The organism is Bacteroides sp. NGMCC 1.200775, from assembly GCF_040798045.1.
In the GTDB taxonomy this organism is placed as follows: domain Bacteria; phylum Bacteroidota; class Bacteroidia; order Bacteroidales; family Bacteroidaceae; genus Bacteroides; species Bacteroides hominis.
In genome coordinates this window covers 1-19,216 of sequence record NZ_JASCQK010000001.1, presented here as the reverse complement: position 1 = coordinate 19,216, position 19,216 = coordinate 1, and the positions used below count along the sequence as shown (strand labels likewise).

18 protein-coding genes are annotated in these 19,216 nt (G+C 36.6%); all 18 read right to left on the bottom strand.

Annotated features, from left to right (window positions below; all coding sequences use genetic code 11):
- Positions 1–150: 150 nt before the first annotated feature.
- Positions 151–396, bottom strand: a complete 246-nt coding sequence (locus QK890_RS00090; RefSeq protein ID WP_005778113.1) for a TIGR03905 family TSCPD domain-containing protein — start codon at positions 394–396, stop codon at positions 151–153.
- Positions 396–1,133 carry a YebC/PmpR family DNA-binding transcriptional regulator gene (locus QK890_RS00085; RefSeq protein WP_005778114.1) on the bottom strand — a complete coding sequence of 246 codons (738 nt, stop codon included), beginning with the start codon at positions 1,131–1,133 and terminating at the stop codon, positions 396–398. Before QK890_RS00085 ends, QK890_RS00090 begins: the two co-directional genes overlap by 1 nt.
- 98 nt (positions 1,134–1,231) lie before the next feature.
- Positions 1,232–3,694: a phenylalanine--tRNA ligase subunit beta gene (gene pheT, locus QK890_RS00080; RefSeq protein WP_367627097.1), complete on the bottom strand. Its 2,463-nt coding sequence runs from the start codon at positions 3,692–3,694 to the stop codon at positions 1,232–1,234.
- A 150-nt stretch (positions 3,695–3,844) separates the two neighbouring features.
- Entirely contained in the window at positions 3,845–4,798 is a 954-nt protein-coding gene (locus tag QK890_RS00075; RefSeq protein WP_223126462.1) for a glycosyltransferase family 4 protein, read from the bottom strand.
- A gap of 116 nt (positions 4,799–4,914) precedes the next feature.
- Positions 4,915–5,811: an NAD(P)-dependent oxidoreductase gene (locus tag QK890_RS00070; RefSeq protein ID WP_220575651.1), complete on the bottom strand. Its 897-nt coding sequence runs from the start codon at positions 5,809–5,811 to the stop codon at positions 4,915–4,917.
- Positions 5,812–5,817: 6 nt separating this feature from the next.
- On the bottom strand, positions 5,818–7,017 hold the full coding sequence (locus QK890_RS00065; RefSeq protein WP_032540021.1) for a glycosyltransferase family 4 protein: 1,200 nt from the start codon (positions 7,015–7,017) through the stop codon (positions 5,818–5,820).
- Between the two features lie 11 nt (positions 7,018–7,028).
- On the bottom strand, positions 7,029–7,886 hold the full coding sequence (locus QK890_RS00060; protein WP_220575652.1) for an SDR family oxidoreductase: 858 nt from the start codon (positions 7,884–7,886) through the stop codon (positions 7,029–7,031).
- A 19-nt stretch (positions 7,887–7,905) separates the two neighbouring features.
- Positions 7,906–9,036: a non-hydrolyzing UDP-N-acetylglucosamine 2-epimerase gene (wecB, locus tag QK890_RS00055; protein WP_234191728.1), complete on the bottom strand. Its 1,131-nt coding sequence runs from the start codon at positions 9,034–9,036 to the stop codon at positions 7,906–7,908.
- Positions 9,024–10,046 carry a polysaccharide biosynthesis protein gene (locus QK890_RS00050; protein WP_005778130.1) on the bottom strand — a complete coding sequence of 341 codons (1,023 nt, stop codon included), beginning with the start codon at positions 10,044–10,046 and terminating at the stop codon, positions 9,024–9,026. The genes wecB and QK890_RS00050 overlap by 13 nt, the downstream gene beginning before the upstream one ends.
- A complete protein-coding gene (locus QK890_RS00045; protein WP_005778132.1) occupies positions 10,016–11,020 on the bottom strand; it encodes a glycosyltransferase family 2 protein in 1,005 nt (334 codons plus the stop codon). The genes QK890_RS00050 and QK890_RS00045 overlap by 31 nt, the downstream gene beginning before the upstream one ends.
- An 11-nt stretch (positions 11,021–11,031) precedes the next feature.
- Complete coding sequence (locus QK890_RS00040; protein ID WP_220576254.1) at positions 11,032–12,087, bottom strand: glycosyltransferase family 2 protein; 1,056 nt, start codon at positions 12,085–12,087, stop codon at positions 11,032–11,034.
- Between the two features lie 18 nt (positions 12,088–12,105).
- A complete protein-coding gene (locus tag QK890_RS00035; protein WP_005778161.1) occupies positions 12,106–12,921 on the bottom strand; it encodes an alpha-1,2-fucosyltransferase in 816 nt (271 codons plus the stop codon).
- The gene (locus QK890_RS00030; RefSeq protein WP_220576253.1) at positions 12,887–14,209 is read right to left on the bottom strand and encodes a hypothetical protein; all 1,323 of its coding nucleotides are present in this window, start codon (positions 14,207–14,209) and stop codon (positions 12,887–12,889) included. The genes QK890_RS00035 and QK890_RS00030 overlap by 35 nt, the downstream gene beginning before the upstream one ends.
- A gap of 13 nt (positions 14,210–14,222) precedes the next feature.
- A complete protein-coding gene (locus QK890_RS00025; RefSeq protein ID WP_234211168.1) occupies positions 14,223–15,137 on the bottom strand; it encodes a glycosyltransferase in 915 nt (304 codons plus the stop codon).
- Entirely contained in the window at positions 15,124–16,299 is a 1,176-nt protein-coding gene (locus QK890_RS00020; RefSeq protein ID WP_005808190.1) for an acetyl-CoA carboxylase biotin carboxylase subunit family protein, read from the bottom strand. Before QK890_RS00020 ends, QK890_RS00025 begins: the two co-directional genes overlap by 14 nt.
- Entirely contained in the window at positions 16,296–17,333 is a 1,038-nt protein-coding gene (locus QK890_RS00015; RefSeq protein ID WP_005788126.1) for a 3-deoxy-7-phosphoheptulonate synthase, read from the bottom strand. Before QK890_RS00015 ends, QK890_RS00020 begins: the two co-directional genes overlap by 4 nt.
- A 21-nt stretch (positions 17,334–17,354) precedes the next feature.
- Positions 17,355–18,539, bottom strand: coding sequence for a Gfo/Idh/MocA family protein (locus QK890_RS00010; RefSeq protein WP_005788128.1), 1,185 nt, complete (start codon positions 18,537–18,539; stop codon positions 17,355–17,357).
- 18 nt (positions 18,540–18,557) lie between these two features.
- Positions 18,558–19,216 (bottom strand): DegT/DnrJ/EryC1/StrS family aminotransferase (locus QK890_RS00005; RefSeq protein ID WP_367627096.1); only part of this gene is annotated, 659 nt, incomplete at its 5' end.

The window sequence follows — 19,216 nt, the reverse complement described above, 5'->3', positions numbered from 1 at the left end:
GAAGCTGTATTCTATTTAAAAATAAGGGAGGCGATGAACTGACAGTTCATCGCCTCCCTTATTTTTAAATAGAGCCTTTAAATGGTGCAAACAGAAGCTACGTTCGTAGTTGACAAAGGCTCTGTTTACCCCGAATACAGACTTTGTTTTTTAGAAACCCATCTCGTGCAAAGCACGGCATAGTTGGTCGGGACATGAAGTAGAACGAGTCCCGCAACGGACCCCTTCAAGTCTCGTGATCACCTCTGACACAGGCATTCCCGTCACCAAACGTGAAATGCCCTGCAAGTTGCCGTTACATCCACCCCAAAAAGCAATTTCCTTCACGATGCCATTCTCAACATCCAATTCAATGTTCGTGCTGCAAGTGCCCTTGGTTTTATAAACGTATTTCATTATTCTTCGCCTTCGTCCTCAGCAGGTTTCATGTTTGTGTACACATTCTGTACATCTTCATCCTCTTCCAGACGCTCTACCATCTTATCGATCGTGGCACGTTGTTCCGGAGTCAGATCCTTTTCATCATTCGGAATACGGGTAAACTCAGCACCCTTCACTTCGAAACCATTCTCTTCAAGATATTTCTGAATCTGGGCAAATGACTTCGGATCACCGTAAAGTGTGATTTCATCACCATCTTCATCATATTCTTCTTCTACTCCGTAATCAATCAGTTCCAGAATCAGATCATCCATGTCCACACCTTCTTTCTTTGTGATAGTGAACATTGACTTCCAGCTGAACATAAAATCAAGGCTACCCGAAGTACCCAATGTTCCGCCAAACTTATTGAAGACACTGCGAACATTAGCCACAGTACGGGTCGTATTGTCTGTAGCAGTTTCTACAAATACTGCAATACCAAACGGACCGTAACCTTCATAATTCATCTCTTTGTAGTCCTTCTGGTCCTTGCCCATTGCATTCTTGATAGCGCGTTCCACGTTATCCTTCGGCATATTCTCACGTTTGGCAGTGGCAACTACTGCACGCAGATGCGGGTTGTTTTCAGGATCGGGACCACCGGCTTTTACAGCGATAGCAATTTGTTTACCGATTCTCGTAAATGTACGGGCCATGTTGCCCCATCTTTTCAGCTTGGTAGCTTTTCTATATTCGAACGCTCTTCCCATTGGTTTAAAATATTTGCCTCACCCCGCCTCCCCTATCCCGATAGAAGAAGCGAGCGTGAGTTTTATTAATTATTTAATTGTTATTTTTATGTTCCGTATTATCTGAGCTTTGCTCCCAGTTTATCTTCAAGGTTCTTCACCAGTTTCGACATGATTTTATCAATCATTTTATCGTTCAGAGTCTGACTCTCGTCCTGAAGCAGGAAGCTGACAGCATACGATTTCTTACCGGCTTCAAGATTCTTGCCTTCATAAACATCGAATAAAGAAACTTCTTTCAGAAGCTTTTTCTCCGTTTCATAAGCTATCTTCTCGATCTCGGCAAACTGTACTTTCTTGTCCAGCAACAGAGCAAGGTCACGTTTTACGGCCGGGAACTTAGAGATCTCTTTATAGCTTACTTTCACTGAACGGATGGCTTTCATCAACTCTTTCCAGTTCAGGTCTGCATAATAAACTTCATTATCGATATCAAAAGCTTTCAGCAGTTTCCTGGTAATTACACCGAACGTAGCCAGTCTCTTGCCACCTTTGGTGTTCACAGTCAAGGCTGTAGAATAAATATCGTCACTCAGGTTACCCACCACCAGTGTATGCAATTCCAGTCCCAAACGTTTGAGAATATTCTCTACGTAGGCTCTCAGTTCATACACAGAACTGTTTTCATCTGCATGTGCCCAAGAGTTTGATACCATCTTACCGGTTACCCACAAGCCCAAATGGTAGTCTTCTGAATAAGGAGCCAATACCTTTTCCGGATTCTTCTTTTCTGCATCAAAATGGTAACAATTACCGAATTCAAAGAATTTCAAGTCGGCATTCTTACGATTTGCATTGTGAGCAATGCTTTCCAAGCCACCGAACAACAATGTCTGACGCATGCAATTCAAGTCTGCACTCAAAGGATTCAACAGCATCACCAGATTCTTGGCAGCATAAGTTTCCATACCATCGTAATAGGCTGCCCGAGTCAAAGAGTTATTCAGTATTTCGTTGAAACCGCAACCAACCAGTTGTTCGGCTACCAGATTCTGTAACTTATTCGACTTGTCACAATCCCCTTTAGTAGTCAGACTCGACTTCAAAGTCGATGGAATTTCCACATTATTGTATCCGTAGATACGCAGGATATCTTCGATTACATCACAATCACGCTGTACATCTACCCGATAAGGAGGTATTGCCAATGTCAGTCCTTCGGCTGTCTCGTTCATGATTTTCATTTCAAGACTGGCAACAATGCTCTTAATCGTCTCTACCGGAATCACTTTACCAATCAGGCTGTGTACCTTTTCGTAAGTCAACTCGACAATAAAATCCTGTGCAGGAGCAGCACAGATATCTTTAATCTCCGAAGAAATGGTACCTCCGGCGAGTTCTTTCACCATCATGGCTGCCAGTTTCAGACAGTAGATAGTGATATTCGGATCGATACCTCTTTCGAAACGGAAAGAAGCATCTGTATTCAGACCATGGCGACGGGCAGTCTTACGTACCCATGTCGGATGAAAATAAGCACTTTCGATAAACACATCCGTTGTGGCCTCTGTAGAACCGGAATCAAGACCTCCGAAAACACCTGCAATACACATGGCATCTTCTTTGTTGCAAATCATCAGGTCACGTTCATTCAGCTTACGTTCTACTCCGTCCAGTGTAACAAACGGTGTACCCTCCGGCATTGTTTTCACAATCACTTCGCCACCTTTTATTTTGTCTGCATCAAAGCAGTGAAGCGGCTGTCCGAAAGCATGAACAATGTAGTTAGTAATATCCACTACATTATTAATAGGCCGCAATCCGATGATACGTAACTTATTCTGCAACCATTCCGGGCTCTCTTTTACTGTAACGCCCTTCACGGTAACGCCTGCATAACGAGGACATGCTTCACTGTTTTCCACAGTTACCTTGATATCCAGATCATGATTTTCGACAGCAAAAGCATCGACAGACGGATTGGTTAATACAGCTTGTTTACCATTCTGTATCAGATAAGCATACAAGTCACGCGCCACTCCATAGTGTGAACAAGCATCCGCACGGTTCGGAGTAATATCTACTTCAAGTACATAGTCGCTCTTTACATTATAATAATCTTTGGCAAGTGTTCCCGGCACTGCGTCTTCCGGCAATACAATGATGCCGTCATGTGATGTTCCGATACCAATTTCGTCCTCAGCACAAATCATACCAATAGACTCTACACCACGAATCTTCGACTTCTTGATCGTAAAACATTCGTCACCATCATAAAGCTTCGTGCCCAGAGTGGCAACAACTACTTTTTGTCCGGCAGCGACATTAGGTGCTCCGCACACAATCTGAGTAGGTTCGCCGTTACCCAAATTTACGGTTGTGATGTGTAAATGGTCTGAATTCGGATGTTCAACGCAAGTCAGCACTTCGCCAATCACGAGGCCTTCCAGTCCGCCTTTAATCGTTTGAACTTCTTCCACTCCACCTGTTTCCAGTCCGATAGAAGTCAGCGCAGCCGCCACTTCATCGGGCGTCAGATCGAAATTGACATACTCTTTCAGCCAATTATAAGAGATATTCATATCATTAAGTTTTTTATGTTTTCAAAAGTGACCCGCAAAGTTAATAAGATTTTTTGGTTGACAGGGAATGAATGCTTATAAAAAAACTCCCGGTCACCTTTAAAAAAGGATGGCCGGGAGGCTTTTTTCATCAGACTTGCCACCGAAGCATCATTCTGTCATCTGATGCAGGTGGAAATATTTCTTCATAAACAAGACATACACTACACTTAATACGATGATTGCTCCCATCAAATAGCAATAACCATTGCCGGGAATTAACAGATAGCCAACTATAACTACAGCTTGTGACATCATATAAATCAATGAAACCACCACATGTGGAATTTTCAATTCATTTGCCATCAACTGGTATAGATGCTTGCGATGCGGCAAACCAATATTTTCATGTAACATAAGCCGATGGATAATAGTCAGTACACTGTCTACTCCATACACCGCAAGCAAAACGATCCAACTAAAATCCCCTGTCCGGATTATTAATTTGCCTATCAAAAAAAGAACAACGAAAGCAATACTGACCGATCCGACATCTCCGGCAAAGCATTTTGCTTTCTTGCGAAAATTGAACAAATTAAATACCAATACCGCACAAAGCATAGTGTATATAAGATACCCTTCCACAAAATGAACCATTTGCATATTGACAAAGGCTAAAGCAAGTAATACAATTAAAGAATAACCTCCTGTTATGCCATTAATCCCGTCCATAAAGTTATAAGCATTAATAATTCCCGTACAAACAATCAGGGCAACAAAGACCGTCCACCAAGGCAAACTGAACAATCCCCATTGATAGAACATTAAAGCCATTGCCGTAAAATGAAAGACTAAACGCAATCCTTGTGAGGTAGAACGGATATCATCCACAAAACTGATAAAAGTAATCAAGGTCAAGGCCAATATGAACCAGGGATATTCAAAATGGTTTGTCAGAAAATAAACCAACGCCCCCAAATAAAAGATAATTCCCCCACCCCGCAGCGTGATCCGGGTGTGCGAACTACGCTCGTTAGGTTTATCGATAATGTTACATTTATCAGCGATACGAAAATAAAGAAGTTCTACTAAGAATAGCAGAACTAAAATCATCAAATAATACATAAATTATTCATTCTTGTCTATTAAATGAAACCAAAACTGAAGCCCTAAAAAGACTAAAGCTGCCAATCCGATCAAAAGCCCTATTATCGAAAGAAGAATATCCACCACACTTTCTTCTATTCTATTCGAAAATTCTCTAAAACATTCATAGGTTTCCATCCAAGTTCTCGTACTGCCTTTTCATTACTAAAGGTCAAAGAGCTTGTGATTTTGCGAAGTTTCAAAGAATTAATCGGAGCTTTTGCTCCCAGACAGTCGCCCATTACAGCCATACTTTTAGCCAACCAATAAGGAATAGATATTGGTGTTTTTTTATTCAATTGCTTACATATCACCATCTCCAACTCACGAAAACTCGGCTGGTAACTGTCACAAACATTATATATTCCACCCTTTTCTATTAACATAGGAAGAAGATTTGCAATATCCTGAACCATCAGAACACTCTTTCTTGCTTTTCCTCCTGCAATACTCAGATACTTATTAGTTTTAATCCCATGAATCATCGCTCCTAAATTTCCCGGAGGATTAGGTCCGGCAATCAATGAAGGACGGAGTATACTTAACTTTACATTATACATAGCACACCATCCTTCCAGGTATTTCTCAGCCTTAATCTTACTCAAAGCATAAGGAGTCGTTCCATTTAAAGGATGCTCTTCCGTGATATTCTCACCCGAATCACAACCATAAACAGCAACGGTACTAATAAAAATGAAAGCTTTAGGAATACCACTTTGTTCCAAAGCGGTACACAAATTCTTAGTACCTTGTAAATTTACATCAAAAAAGGCCTGTTTCTCCTCTTCTGTTTTAGGAGTAGAATGCGCTTTACCTGCAGCATGCAGCACAATATCAAATACCTCTGTAAAGACAGGAATATTCCGAGCTATATCTATCTTATAATCATCTTGGGGAGTAAGTCCAACCGTTTTGATTACATACGTCTTTTCCAAAAGCTGATAGATGTTTCTTCCCAAAAATCCGGAGGCACCGGTAAATAAGAGTTTCATTAATCTTTAATCAAATAACTGATAATATTTATCTAATATAATTTCCTTTGCAAACACTGTATCAGCCACACATCTGGCATTACTCCGGAAAGAGGATAATTGGTCACGAGATTCATAAACCGACTCAAACATATCTTTCAATGCAGATGGGTTATTTGGTTCTACAATCCAACCCAGGTTAAATTCTTTGATACACAAAGCAATTTCCGAATCCGCTTCTCCCACCATTAAGATAGGTTTTCCGGCTGCCATAATATTGTAAGATTTTGAAGGTACCCCAAGACCATACATACCGTCACTCAAAGTTACAATAGACACATCACAAGCGTTTAAAAAATCATTCTGCATAGAACGGGGTTGAAATCCTGACAATGTTACGTTATTCCTAACAGAGGCAAATTTCTTGATTGTTTCATACTTGGCTCCTCCACCAATGAATACAAAATGAAGATTGGGATTTTCAACTAAGGAAATGGCGCTCAATATATTATCTAATCCTTGGGCATGCCCCAAATTACCGGCAAATTGAAAAATAAACTTATCCCGACAAGCTAATTCGGCATACATACATGTCTCCTTTTTGTCTAAAGGAAAAACCTCCTTATTATCCGCCCAATTAGATATTAAGGCTATTTTCATGTCTTTATGGACCTTAGAACGAATCACCCGGGCCATATCCCGACCAATAGAAATACAAACATCTGCTTGAGAATACGCTCGATCAAAGAAAAATTTCAAGCTATGATACAGCCGGGAAGAAGAGTTCATCTTACCGATAGCAACCAAATTTTCCGGAAAAATATCATGAACAAGCAGGTAATACTGAATCTTTTTAATCCGTTTTATCCAAGGAACAAATAACAAAAGAAAAGCGGGATTAGTAACGACGAGCAATTTATCGCCTCGCTTCACATTTTTCAAAATCTTAAACCAAAGTCGGATACTCGAGTTCAATAACCGGAATGTTCGCTTTGCAAAATTGTTTTTATCGATATTCCCACTTAATACACGATGAATGATGACACCATTATGTTTCTCTAATTTAAGTGATTTATATTCGTCTGTTTCATTATATCTGGCATCCGTACAGATCACATGGACCTCCATTCCACTCTTCGCCAAATACTCAGCTATTTCTGTCATATAATACCCTGTAGAAGTAACAATCGGATAATAATACTCAGAAGCAATCCAAATTCTCTTCATTATGAAAGTATTTAATAAAATGAATACAATGATTCATTTTCCTGCATCCAATCATATTGTTCCCGAAGCATCTCTTCATATCCGGGTACAACATAACTAAATCTTGCGGACTTTGCGATCGACTTGTCTATTCCATTTCCATCAAATGGCAGGATCTCAACATCTTGTTTGTGCCATATACGGGAAAACAGATGTAACAAATCATATTTACTTATACCAAGGCCATTACTCAGTTGTATCAAACCGGTTACTCCCTGATCGATGGACACATCAATGGCTTTCGCCAATTCCAGAGTGGTCACACCTCCCCAAATAGCAGTCTGGAAACCATTCACACAACCATGCTGATGCATAAACCAATGAAACAAGCCTTCGCCATTCTCCTTCAATTCAGGACCTATGATAGAAGTACGGATTGTCAGATCTTTGTCATTGATTATCTCACCGAGTGCTTTGCTACGACCATAAACATCGTCAGCATCCCGGAAATCAGTTTCTGAATAGTTGCCTTTTTTACCGGAGAAAACACAATCCGTACTGATATGAATCAACTTTACTCCCACTTCATCCGACAGTTTCTTGAGCAAATGGGGGAACCATGCATTTATCAGAATAGCATTGTCCGGATGTTCTCTGGAACCTCTTATCAATACGCCAATACAATTCAGGATAAAATCGGGACGGACTTCACGAACGAGCCGACTGACAGCATCCCCATCCGTCACATCCACAACGATACTATCATCAGTCAATTGGGTACGATAAACTACATTCACAAGATCGTATTTCCCCGTACATTGCAGATAATAATAAGCCATATGCCCGGCCATACCTGTGGCGCCGAACAACAGAATCTTCTTTTTAACCATAAAAAATGAAAAACAGGAACTAGATTTCTTTATGCCAAACCGTACGGTTGATATAATCTGTATAGGAAAGAATGATACGGACTACTTTTTTAGATACATTATCCGAAGCATAATCAGGAATAGAGTGAATTACGTCTGCACCTTCTGCATACTGGGAAGTTACAATTTCGATAGACTCCAGAATACGGTCACTATTCAATCCGGTCATGATCAGCGTCCCTGCATCCATACCTTCAGGTCGCTCGTGTGCCTGACGGATAGTTATAGCCGGAAAATGAAGAATAGAAGATTCCTCCGTGATCGTACCACTGTCAGAAATAACACAAAAAGCATTCTGTTGAAGTTTGATATACTCCATGAAGCCAAAAGGTTTCATAAACTCAATCATCGGATTGGAATTAATAAAGCCTATAGATTCCAACTTTTTGCGGGTACGGGGATGAGTGGAAACAATCACCTTTTTATGATACCTGTCCACAATGGCGTTCAGAGAAGAAAGCAGATCGGAAAAGTTCTTCTCGGAATCCACATTTTCCTCACGATGCGTACTTACAATAAAGTAATCACCTTTTTTCAACCCCTCTTTTTCTAAAACATCATTCTCTTCTATTTCCGCCTTATGATAGATCAAAACCTCTGTCATTGGCGATCCGGTTTTGATCACGGTCTCCGGACGTAACCCTTCAGCCAGCAAGTATTTACGTGCATGCTCTGAAAGAGGCATATTGATATCACTCAAATGATCCACAATCTTACGATTGATCTCTTCAGGAACACGCTGGTCAAAACAGCGGTTACCAGCCTCCATATGAAAAATAGGAATCTTACGCCGTTTTGCGGAAATCACGGAAATACAGCTATTAGTATCACCATACAACAATAAAGCATCCGGTTTCACTTGATCCATCAATTCATCCGATTTACGGATTACATTGGCTATCGTCTCTGCAGCATTCTTTCCGGCAGCATCCAGAAAATAGTCCGGCTTACGGATGCGAAGTTCCTGAAAAAAGATTTCATTCAGTTCATAATCGAAATTCTGACCGGTATGGACCATAATATGTTCAGTGTATTTGTCCAACTCAGCCATCACACGGCTCAACTTTATGATCTCAGGACGAGTTCCGACAATCGTCATTACTTTAAGCATACATCCTCCTTTATCATATCAAGTTTCAATAACAACTGTTTCATACCGTCCACATCCAAACGATGGGTATTATGTGAATGGTAGTCCTCGAATTTAGAGACCTTCTCTTGGCCTTCCACAAAATATTTATCATAATTAAGATCACGGGCATCACAAGGTATCCGATAATAATTACCCATATCTTCCGCCTTGGCCATTTCCTCACGAGTCACTAATGATTCATAAAGTTTCTCACCATGGCGTGTACCGATAACACGTACGGGGGTATCCTTTTTGTAAAGTTCCTTTAAAGAACGGGCTAGCGTATCAAGAGTAGCTGCAGGTGCTTTTTGGACAAACAAGTCGCCATTATGCCCGTGCTGAAAAGCATAAATCACCAGATCAACCGCATCATCCAGTGTCATCATAAAACGGGTCATGTTCGGATCGGTTATTGTGATATCCTTACCGGCCTTCATTTGCTCCACCCACAAAGGGATCACTGATCCGCGGCTTGCCATCACATTGCCATAACGGGTACAGCAGATAGTAGTTTGACCACCCTCTCCCATTTGACGTCCTTTAGCAATAGCGACCTTTTCCATCATGGCCTTACTGATCCCCATGGCATTGATAGGATAACAAGCCTTATCCGTCGAGAGCACAACTACATTCTTGACTCCATGCTCAATGGCTGAATCAAGCACATTCTCAGTACCTAATACGTTTGTCCGGACAGCTTGAACAGGGAAAAACTCACAAGAGGGAACCTGTTTCAGTGCAGCGGCATGGAAAATATAGTCCACCCCATTCATCACTCCATCCACAGAACGTTTATCACGCACATCACCAATGTAGAATTTCACCTTCTTATTTTGAAGGTGATGGCGCATATCGTCTTGCTTCTTTTCATCACGGGAAAAGATACGTATCTCTTTGATATCGGAATCCAAAAATCTTTTCAATACGGCATTACCGAAAGAACCTGTTCCACCAGTAATTAAAAGAACTTTATCTTTAAAAAGCGACATAATTGTTTATTCTTATATATAAAATATGGTATCTTTAATAAAAGAAAAAAAAGTCCAAAAGGAAATCTTAATAAAAAAGCAAAAACACTTTTTTTCTCCAAAGATCTTAAATAGTCAGTATTCAAAGCTCTATAAAACTCACACCTTCTAAGTAATGAGACAGGAGAATTCAATAACATTAATGCAATGTTAAATCTTAGGATTGTCAAATATCCAAAATATTCTTTTACAATATTAGTAGCAGCAAAGACATCATTATAATCCTTAGAAATAATATTTAAAATATAAAATAAAGATTCTATTTTAGAATTAGAGTTTAATGATCTAGTAATCGAATTCTCTCGAATTTTGTAGATGTACGTACTATCAGAAATAGCTACAACCCTTGAAGCTATTTTAGATAAACGATATGACCAAATAATATCTTCATGTAACAGATTTGGAGTAAACTTAACATCACTCAATTCTAAAAAAATTCTCTTGTATAATTTATTACATGCACTAACATTCCACTCACGCATTAAAAAAGATCTCAAAATTTCTTGACCTCTCTTTTCTCCCATTTGTAGAGTAGGGATATGTACAGAAGCATCTACACCAACTAATTTTATATTTGCAATCGTAAAATCAGCATCTACGTTAACAATTCTATCATAATGTTTTTCAATACAATCTTGCGTTATCTCATCATCCGAATCCATAAAAAAGACATACTCTCCCCTAGCTTTTTGCAAACCAGTATTTCTTGCAACAGAAAGGCCCTTATTCTTTAAATGAGTATAAATATATACATCTTTCTTGCGTGGATGATCTTTTAGAATTTCTCTAATAATATTCATACTATTATCCTGTCCGCAATCATCAACTATTATATATTCTATAGATTTGAATGTCTGATCTAATGCTGACAGCAATGTTTCCTTTATATATAATTCAACATTATATACAGGAATTACAATAGAAACTTTATACATTAGCATCCTAATTAAGAACAAAAAATATATCTATTTTTCAATATCATCAACCGCATAAAATAAGGACTTAATAAAAACGAACAATTAGCTAGTAAGAATACAATAGATAATATTTTTAGCTTTATATCACCTTTACAAAAGATTATCCAAAAAATTGTCAACTGTTTCATTCTTATCATATTATTAAATTCTTGCTTAGCTATTTCATTCTTTGTCACTATTTCAGCAACCTTAGTTGTTATTGCTTTAAGATTCTCTTTTATAAGAGAAAATATATTCATTCCACATGTAGTTAATACCGAATAATCACCTATAAATAATCTATTTACTTCCTCATTCATTGTAAATCCAAAGAAAAACAATTGTTGTTGCTGTGATATGAACAAATGGTTATATAACATCAAATCTCTTTTAATTCGACTTTCGCCATTTCTAGTTAGTCGATATTTTAATAAGGGGATTGGTATTACACCCAACTTATACCTATTTCTTATAAGCCTACACCATAATTCATAATCTTCGACTACTAATGCAGTTTTATCATCTTTATATTTATTATTCTTGAAAACGCTGGCTTTTCCCATCACTGACGGATGCACTAAAAAAGAACCGAAAATTGTATACAAACTTAATATTGTAGAATTGGTTAACCCTATAGAATGTATTCCTTTTATCCTACCTTTAGAATTCATCAAATAAACTTGACTCCCACAGATATCCAAATCTTTTTCTAGAATAAATTTGAGTTGATGTTCAATACGATTAGGTAAAGCAACATCATCAGCATCCATTCTAGCAATATAATCTCCAGTCGCCAAATCAATAGCTTTATTAAGAGTTTTTATAAGCTTCAAATTACATTCATTTGTGACGACCCTCACATTATTATATTGAGTAGCATAATTTGATAACAGCACCGAAGTATTATCTATCGAACCATCATCCACACATATTATTTCTATATTCCTATGCGTTTGAACAATTATGGAGTCTAATGCCTCTGACAAATACTCTGCAGCATTATAACACGGAATAATAACACTTACTTTAATTTTACTAATATCCATTATAACAACATAAAATTATCAAATTCGAATCCAACTCTCTGTAAATATGTTAGGATCTTTAAACAAAGACTTAAACCATCTAATCGGAGCAATCATTATTTTATCAGAATGTTTATTTAGTTGAGCAGCCCACCAACTAAAAGTACTATTAGCAATTATATTATGATGACATAGGCTCATCAAAAACATATCTATATAACTATCTTTTCCCTTGTTATTATTCACAAAAGTTACATTAGGCACATTTATTATACTTTTTGCCCAATCTATATCATCTGAAAACACAAAAAAGAATGGCTCATCAACACATTTCAATATATACTCTATAGCTTTCTGATAATATTCCTCATTACAAATATCGCCGTATATATTTCTATATTTTGGAAGAAGATAATCACCGCGTCTTATATGTATACTAATAGAATTATTTGCCTGAATCTTAGTCATTATAAAAGAATTTGTAACATCTAATTTCAATGGCCATCTAAAATTCAATACAATATCAACATCCTCCCAAAAACATTTATCCTGCCAAAACCCCTCAAATAATACACCATTGACATCCAGACGCCCATCTGTTGATATATATTGTCTGTTTTTAAAAATCTTATTTATTAGCTTAATAGATTTTACAATTAAATCTGTACTCAAAGATGAATTTGGTAGCTTTACCTCAAAGACCTTCTCTATTTCAAGTCCATTGTGGGCTCTTAATCCCTTTTTAGGGTAATAACCATAAATATTATCTTTATCACAACGCATATCTAACCAAAGATAAAACACATATTGAAAAAGTTGATTACCTAATCCTCCTTGAAAAGTTACAATTTTCATTTGCATTTATTTTTACACATATAATTTTTAACAAATAGAGAAAAATTAGCAATATTAATATTTCTAACATTTTCTGCATCAAATTATCGCCAAAACTTGGAGTTAGAATTAATTGAGGAAAAAATAATAAATTAAAGCCAATAGCTTTTAACCAGTAAGAAGGGTGGACAAGAAAAGTTAAAATGATTCTCAAATATAAAAAGTTAATGAATATCGAAATAATAACAAACATCCACCCCTGCCACAAGGAAACTAAAAAGGCAGAGGTACCGACATTTGCGTACTCAGAATTTCCCAAGTTCAACAATTCAGGTATTCTTCGAGATGGTGTACCAGCAACAGTACCATTATAACTAGTTGGAGTTGGCTTCGCATTCCAAATAGCCCGAGGCATATATTTAAAAAGGCTTCCAACATAAGGCTCATACCCAGCAAATCCTTCACCATCTCTCGTAATAAGAGTTGTACTATATGCTATACTATTCAATTTGAGATTCAAATGATATAATGTCAATTCTGCAATTGATTTCATATCAGACGAGTCCAATTGGGAACCTGATCTCTTAGCTGATAAAAATGGCAAAAGAAGCGAAGCACATAGTAAAAGAATAACCAAAGGCGAAAAAAAAGATAAATATCTCCCACGTTGTATATAATGCCATTTTTTTATAATATAAAGCCATATGAAAATCACTAAATATATTCTCGCACCACCAATAAATGATGAGTATAAAGTAGATAATATGATAAAGAAAAGAAAAAAGCGATTCTTCTTATTATGACTACCACAAAATATATTAACATAAAAATATGAAGATATATAAGTTGAAAAGAACGATAAGAGAAAAAAAGTACCATTTTCCACCGTATCAATATCATTATTTTCTAGATAGTTTGATCGAAAAAACAAATTATATAGAAATAATGACAATGAATATATAATCAAGATATTCTCTTGTACTTTAACGTTTGAAGCCTCTTCAAACGTTAAAATTGATTTCAATTTCCACTTTAAAGAAAATCTAAACAATAACAAAATTAATAAATAAAAATAAACTTCACCTATTGCAAACAAATTATACTCTTCAATTTCTATCCCTACCATTGATTCAAAAAAATACCAATAATCACAATTGCTTAAGAGTATAGGTAATGTATACCATAATGTAAAGGAAACCAAAAGGACTAAGGTAAAAAATATAGGTACTCTATTACTTTTATGCAATGAAAAAAGTAATAGATAAATCCCTATAATTCCACAAAAGAGAACAAACAATCTAAAACTCATAATAATTAGAAATTTATTTTTTCACAAATTTCTGTTTTGTTCGAGAAAATATATTAATGTTTGTTTTAATCAAATCTTTAGTAAATGCTTTATAAAGGAAATAAATAAAAAGCGTAAAGTTACCTCTTTTTATAGCACACGAGGCATAACTCACAGATGCAGATACATATTGATAAATTAAATCTTTTCTTATTTTAGGATAATAAAATGACATTCTATTAATTTGATTAAGCATAGCCTTTTGACTCTTTATGGAATTTAGATGGGTCATAGTAACACCTTGACTATGTATTCTATAAACTCCCATCATATCACTGATATAATGAATACGACCGTGTTGTGACAAATTTATAAATATATTAAAATCACCACAAAAGCCACCTATTTTATTACAAAGCACCCAATCTAAACTTATTTTCCTATAAAGAACGCTACAAGTAGGTACAAGCCAATTATTTATAATATCCCATGCAGATATTTCTGATTTAGCTATATTAACAAAACGACTTGTATTTCCATTCTCTAATTTCCAAACACTATGGAAACACATAGAATAGTCCGTATGACTTTCTAAGAAATCTACCTGTTTTTGCAACTTTAACGGATCTATCCAATAATCATCTCCTTCACACATTGCTATATATTTCCCCCTTGCCCGAGGCAGATTGTATACAATGTTTATATCCAATCCTTTGGAATACTGATTTTCAACCTGATAAATGGGCTTAATTATATCAGGATATTTAGCCTCGTATTCTTTAATTATTCCGGCTGTATCATCAGTAGAGGCGTCATCATGAATTAAAACCTCAAAAGGAAAATTCGTTTTCTGTATTAAAAAGCCATCTAAACATTGCCGGATGTAAGATGAATGGTTATAAGTTATACAGAAAATGCTTACTAAAGGGGGAGTATCAATATTCTGCATATATTCGATTATATTGATCAAGCATTACATGATTCATCTCCTCCTTTGAATCAAACTTAAAAAATAAGAAAGCCAATGGTTCCGACATATAATCCTTAATATAATCTCCAGATCTCCAAAGGATACATTCATCAAATATATACTTTCTCAAATCATCAGGCACGACCAAGCTTTTCACCACACCATTTTGAGTTCCCATGATAGTTCTATAGGCCCAAAACCCATGTTGCTGGATATCTACAGGGAAATGACTACAATCAAGACCACAATGTGTTCTTGCCTCCCAATAGTCCCAATTTATTCCTGTCAATTTCTCAGCAGGAATCATATACAGGTTACCAAGGATGCGCCTCATAGCCTCAATGATATATGGTTTACCATCTTTAATTCTATATTGCATTGATAGTATTCCATCTTTTAACCCCAAAATATTAACCATCTTTTCCGCTTCATTTATTAAATGATCTCTGACACAATCAAAATTATCAGCCGGATAAGTATCTATTTCCACACGATAAGGATTCACAAAAGAATATTCATTATTCGTACAATAGGCTACAACCTTCTTATTAAGAATGAAAGTACAACATGCGTGTTGTGAACCATCAATATAAGGTTCAATAACAATATGTTTAATTCTCGAGTGTTCGAAAGCATTTCTTATTGCACTTTTAGCTTCTTCATAGCAATCGGCTTTCGCTACTCCTCTACCTGCACTTAAATCTGTAGGTTTCACTATAATCGGATATTCAGCCTTATCAAGCCACTTCACCGCATCCTCTTCCTCAAAGAAATATTCTGATTGAGGGGTTGTTATACCGTATTCTCTAGCAAATTTCTTAAAACGATCTTTATGATGCATGATTAAAGTGTTTTCATAACTATCATGACCGGGAAGTCCCATTTCTTCCGCAACATAAGCAGCTGTAATCACCCCTATATCATTACAACAAGCACAAATGGCATCTATGTTTAATTTCCGAGAGAGAGCTAATACTTCCTCCTTACAAGAGTAATCCATCTGGATATATTGATTTACATACTTTTCACCAACTAAACCTGGACGATTGCCAATTGACACTACATAAAAGCCCATTTCTTTTAATGCCAAAATCAACCTTAAGTCATTATGGCTTGTATTTAAAATAAGTACCTTTTTCATTTCGTAAACTGTTTCAATTCATTGAATAACTCTAAAACTAAAGTTTCTGTTTTTTCCCAACCCAGACATGGATCTGTAATAGACTGTCCATACACATTTCCTCCAACCGGTTGGCATCCATCTTCAATATAACTTTCAATCATCAAGCCTTTTACCGAAGACAATAATCTGGAGTCACGTTTCATAGAAAGTAAAACATCTTTAGCAACATTTATTTGCTCTAAAAAATCCTTATTTGAATTACTATGGTTACAGTCTATTATAAAAGCAATATTTTCTAGGTTTCTTTGTTGGTACAAATCATAAATACGAATTAAATCATCATAATGATAATTTGTATTAGCCTTTCCATTCACATCTAAAAAGCCACGTAAAACAGCATGTGTACATACATTCCCATGTGAAATAACCTCCCAGCCATTATATATAAAATGGTGAGGATGTTGGGCTGTTACAATAGAATTCAACATTACAGAGATATCACCACTTACAGGATTTTTCATTCCTACTGGAACATTTAAGCCACTGGCAGTCAACCTATGTTGTTGATTTTCTACAGATCTTGCCCCAACCACGACATAGGACAATAAGTCTGATACATAACGGATAACTTCCGGATACAACATTTCATCCGCACCAAATAATCCGGTTTCTTCTATAACTTTTTTATGAAGCCTGCGAACAGCTAATAAACCTTCAACAATATCCTCCTCGCGATCTAAAAAAGGTTGATGCAACAAACCCTTATAACCATCTCCTATTGTTCTAGGTTTACTGGTATAAATCCTAGGAATAATCAATATCGTATCCTTAACCTCTTCTTGAAGTTTGGCCAAACGCTTCGCATAATCAAGTACAACATTTTCTCTATCGGCAGAACACGGACCAATTACCAAAATAAATTTATCCGATTTGCCTTCGAAAATATCCCTTATTTCTTTATCACGTAAAATTTTGCGTTTTGAATATTCTTTATTTAAAGGATATTTCAACATCACCTCCTGAGGCGTAGGTAATTTTTTTAAGAAATCCATAACATTCTTCTGTATGATTAATTATATAGTGTCTAATTCTACTTTACACCCCATTTCTGCTGACATATATGCTGCATAAATTATTCTAATGGTATCATATGCCAGATCGAATCCAGCCTTAGGATCTCTATCATAAAAAATAGCTTCCATAAAGTCACGCATTTCATCTGTATAACCTCTGATTATTTCATCTTCAAGAAAAGGCTTATTCCAACCGATTTTGGACGGTAACATCTCTGATATATACACATTATCTAAATTATCTTCATCTAGAAAATAAGTACTCATTAAATCTGACATAGTCAATGTACAATTTATGGCAGCGTCATTACAATATAACTCTACATAATTTTTACTTCCTCCCAACAAAGTATCAGTAGCTATAATGACAGCCCGCGAATCATCAGTAAAATTTAAAATTACAGTACCACAATCTTCAACATCGACAGGATTAGCCGCAATATGCCTATGTTCGTAATCAGATAAATTGGGGGTAATACGTCCCATATCAGCTATGACACTTTTTACCTTTATGTCAATACCATGTGCTTTAGCTTCTTGTTGTTTTAACCATAAAATAGCTGATAAAGGATGTGAACCTGTCCTTATGAAAGTACCTCCGCCCGTTTTATCCCATTCACCCGCAACTGGAGAACTAGAACCTTTAAGACTTTCTTCACCTTTTGCATATAAAATACGACTTTTCTTTGCTGTAATAATCTCCGCAGCTTTTAATACGGCTGGTGCATATACAAAATTTTCCGCATACATAAACTTCTTTCCTGATTTACGAATAATCTGGCGTAATCTTCTTATAGACTCAAGAAGTTGTAAATACATTACTTTTTTAGAAACATTGATCCCAATAGGATATTCATCTCCTGACATGCCGAAATAGCCTGTCAAAGGTTTTTCACAAATAACATGTTTCCCGGCCAACATGGCTCTTTCAATCATTTCTTCATGTACATATGGCGGGGTACAAATATCTATCACATCGATATCTGGATCAGTCAACAAGTCCTCAAAATCATAGGAGGTTTCTTCAAATCCATATATAGCTTTTGCAACTTCCAACTGCTCTTTGCGTCGGGCCACAATCATTTTAAATCGGAGTGGAATACCCGTAAACCTTTTTAAAGCATTTATATGTAACTCTGTGGCACGCCCTGCACCAGCCATTCCTATACAGATTTCATTTTTCATATATACAAGTTTATAAATTTAAGACCTATTGCCTTCAAAAATTACTGATGTTATTCTATCAAGTCCACTAAAAGTCAAACTGTGATGCATGGGTAAACAAATCACACTGTTTGCTATCCTATTCGCAATGGGCAAATTATCCGGATGTGCGGATTCCAGTCCACGATAAGTGGAAAATTCACTTATTAACGGATAAAAATACCTTCTGCCGAGTACGTCATTCTCTTTCAACTTGAAGTAAAGTTCATCACGAGTCAGACCATATTCCTCAGCATTTATAAAAATAGGAAAATAAGAGTAGTTGTGACGGACACCAGGCATATCCTCCATGAAACGGATACCGGGGATATCTTTCAAAGCATCACGATATTGAACGGCAACTTTATGACGAGCCTCAATGGCGGAATCAACTTGTTTCAAATTCAATAGTCCATAAGCGGAACGGACTTCATCCATCTTACCATTAATACCAGGGGCAACGATCGTCGTTTCACCGGCAAAGCCAAAATTCTTCAGATAATCAATACGTTTCTTGGTCTGTTCGTCGTGGCAGACCAGAGCTCCACCTTCAATCGTATTATAGACCTTCGTAGCATGAAAACTCAGAGTGGACATATCACCGGATTCAAGTATTGACTTGCCGTTTACCTCTACACCAAATGCATGGGCAGCGTCAT

Coding starts and splice junctions, on each gene's coding strand:
- QK890_RS00015 (WP_005788126.1), bottom strand. CDS start 17,333: ATGGATTTCTTAAAAAAATTACCTACGCCTCAGGAGGTGATGTTGAAA.
- QK890_RS00030 (WP_220576253.1), bottom strand. CDS start 14,209: ATGAGTTTTAGATTGTTTGTTCTCTTTTGTGGAATTATAGGGATTTAT.
- QK890_RS00010 (WP_005788128.1), bottom strand. CDS start 18,539: ATGAAAAATGAAATCTGTATAGGAATGGCTGGTGCAGGGCGTGCCACA.
- QK890_RS00045 (WP_005778132.1), bottom strand. CDS start 11,020: ATGTATAAAGTTTCTATTGTAATTCCTGTATATAATGTTGAATTATAT.
- QK890_RS00075 (WP_223126462.1), bottom strand. CDS start 4,798: ATGTATTATTTGATGATTTTAGTTCTGCTATTCTTAGTAGAACTTCTT.
- QK890_RS00035 (WP_005778161.1), bottom strand. CDS start 12,921: ATGAAAATTGTAACTTTTCAAGGAGGATTAGGTAATCAACTTTTTCAA.
- QK890_RS00025 (WP_234211168.1), bottom strand. CDS start 15,137: ATGCAGAATATTGATACTCCCCCTTTAGTAAGCATTTTCTGTATAACT.
- QK890_RS00050 (WP_005778130.1), bottom strand. CDS start 10,046: ATGTCGCTTTTTAAAGATAAAGTTCTTTTAATTACTGGTGGAACAGGT.
- QK890_RS00040 (WP_220576254.1), bottom strand. CDS start 12,087: ATGGATATTAGTAAAATTAAAGTAAGTGTTATTATTCCGTGTTATAAT.
- QK890_RS00090 (WP_005778113.1), bottom strand. CDS start 396: ATGAAATACGTTTATAAAACCAAGGGCACTTGCAGCACGAACATTGAA.
- QK890_RS00020 (WP_005808190.1), bottom strand. CDS start 16,299: ATGAAAAAGGTACTTATTTTAAATACAAGCCATAATGACTTAAGGTTG.
- QK890_RS00065 (WP_032540021.1), bottom strand. CDS start 7,017: ATGAAGAGAATTTGGATTGCTTCTGAGTATTATTATCCGATTGTTACT.
- wecB (WP_234191728.1), bottom strand. CDS start 9,036: ATGCTTAAAGTAATGACGATTGTCGGAACTCGTCCTGAGATCATAAAG.
- pheT (WP_367627097.1), bottom strand. CDS start 3,694: ATGAATATCTCTTATAATTGGCTGAAAGAGTATGTCAATTTCGATCTG.
- QK890_RS00070 (WP_220575651.1), bottom strand. CDS start 5,811: ATGAAACTCTTATTTACCGGTGCCTCCGGATTTTTGGGAAGAAACATC.
- QK890_RS00085 (WP_005778114.1), bottom strand. CDS start 1,133: ATGGGAAGAGCGTTCGAATATAGAAAAGCTACCAAGCTGAAAAGATGG.
- QK890_RS00060 (WP_220575652.1), bottom strand. CDS start 7,886: ATGGTTAAAAAGAAGATTCTGTTGTTCGGCGCCACAGGTATGGCCGGG.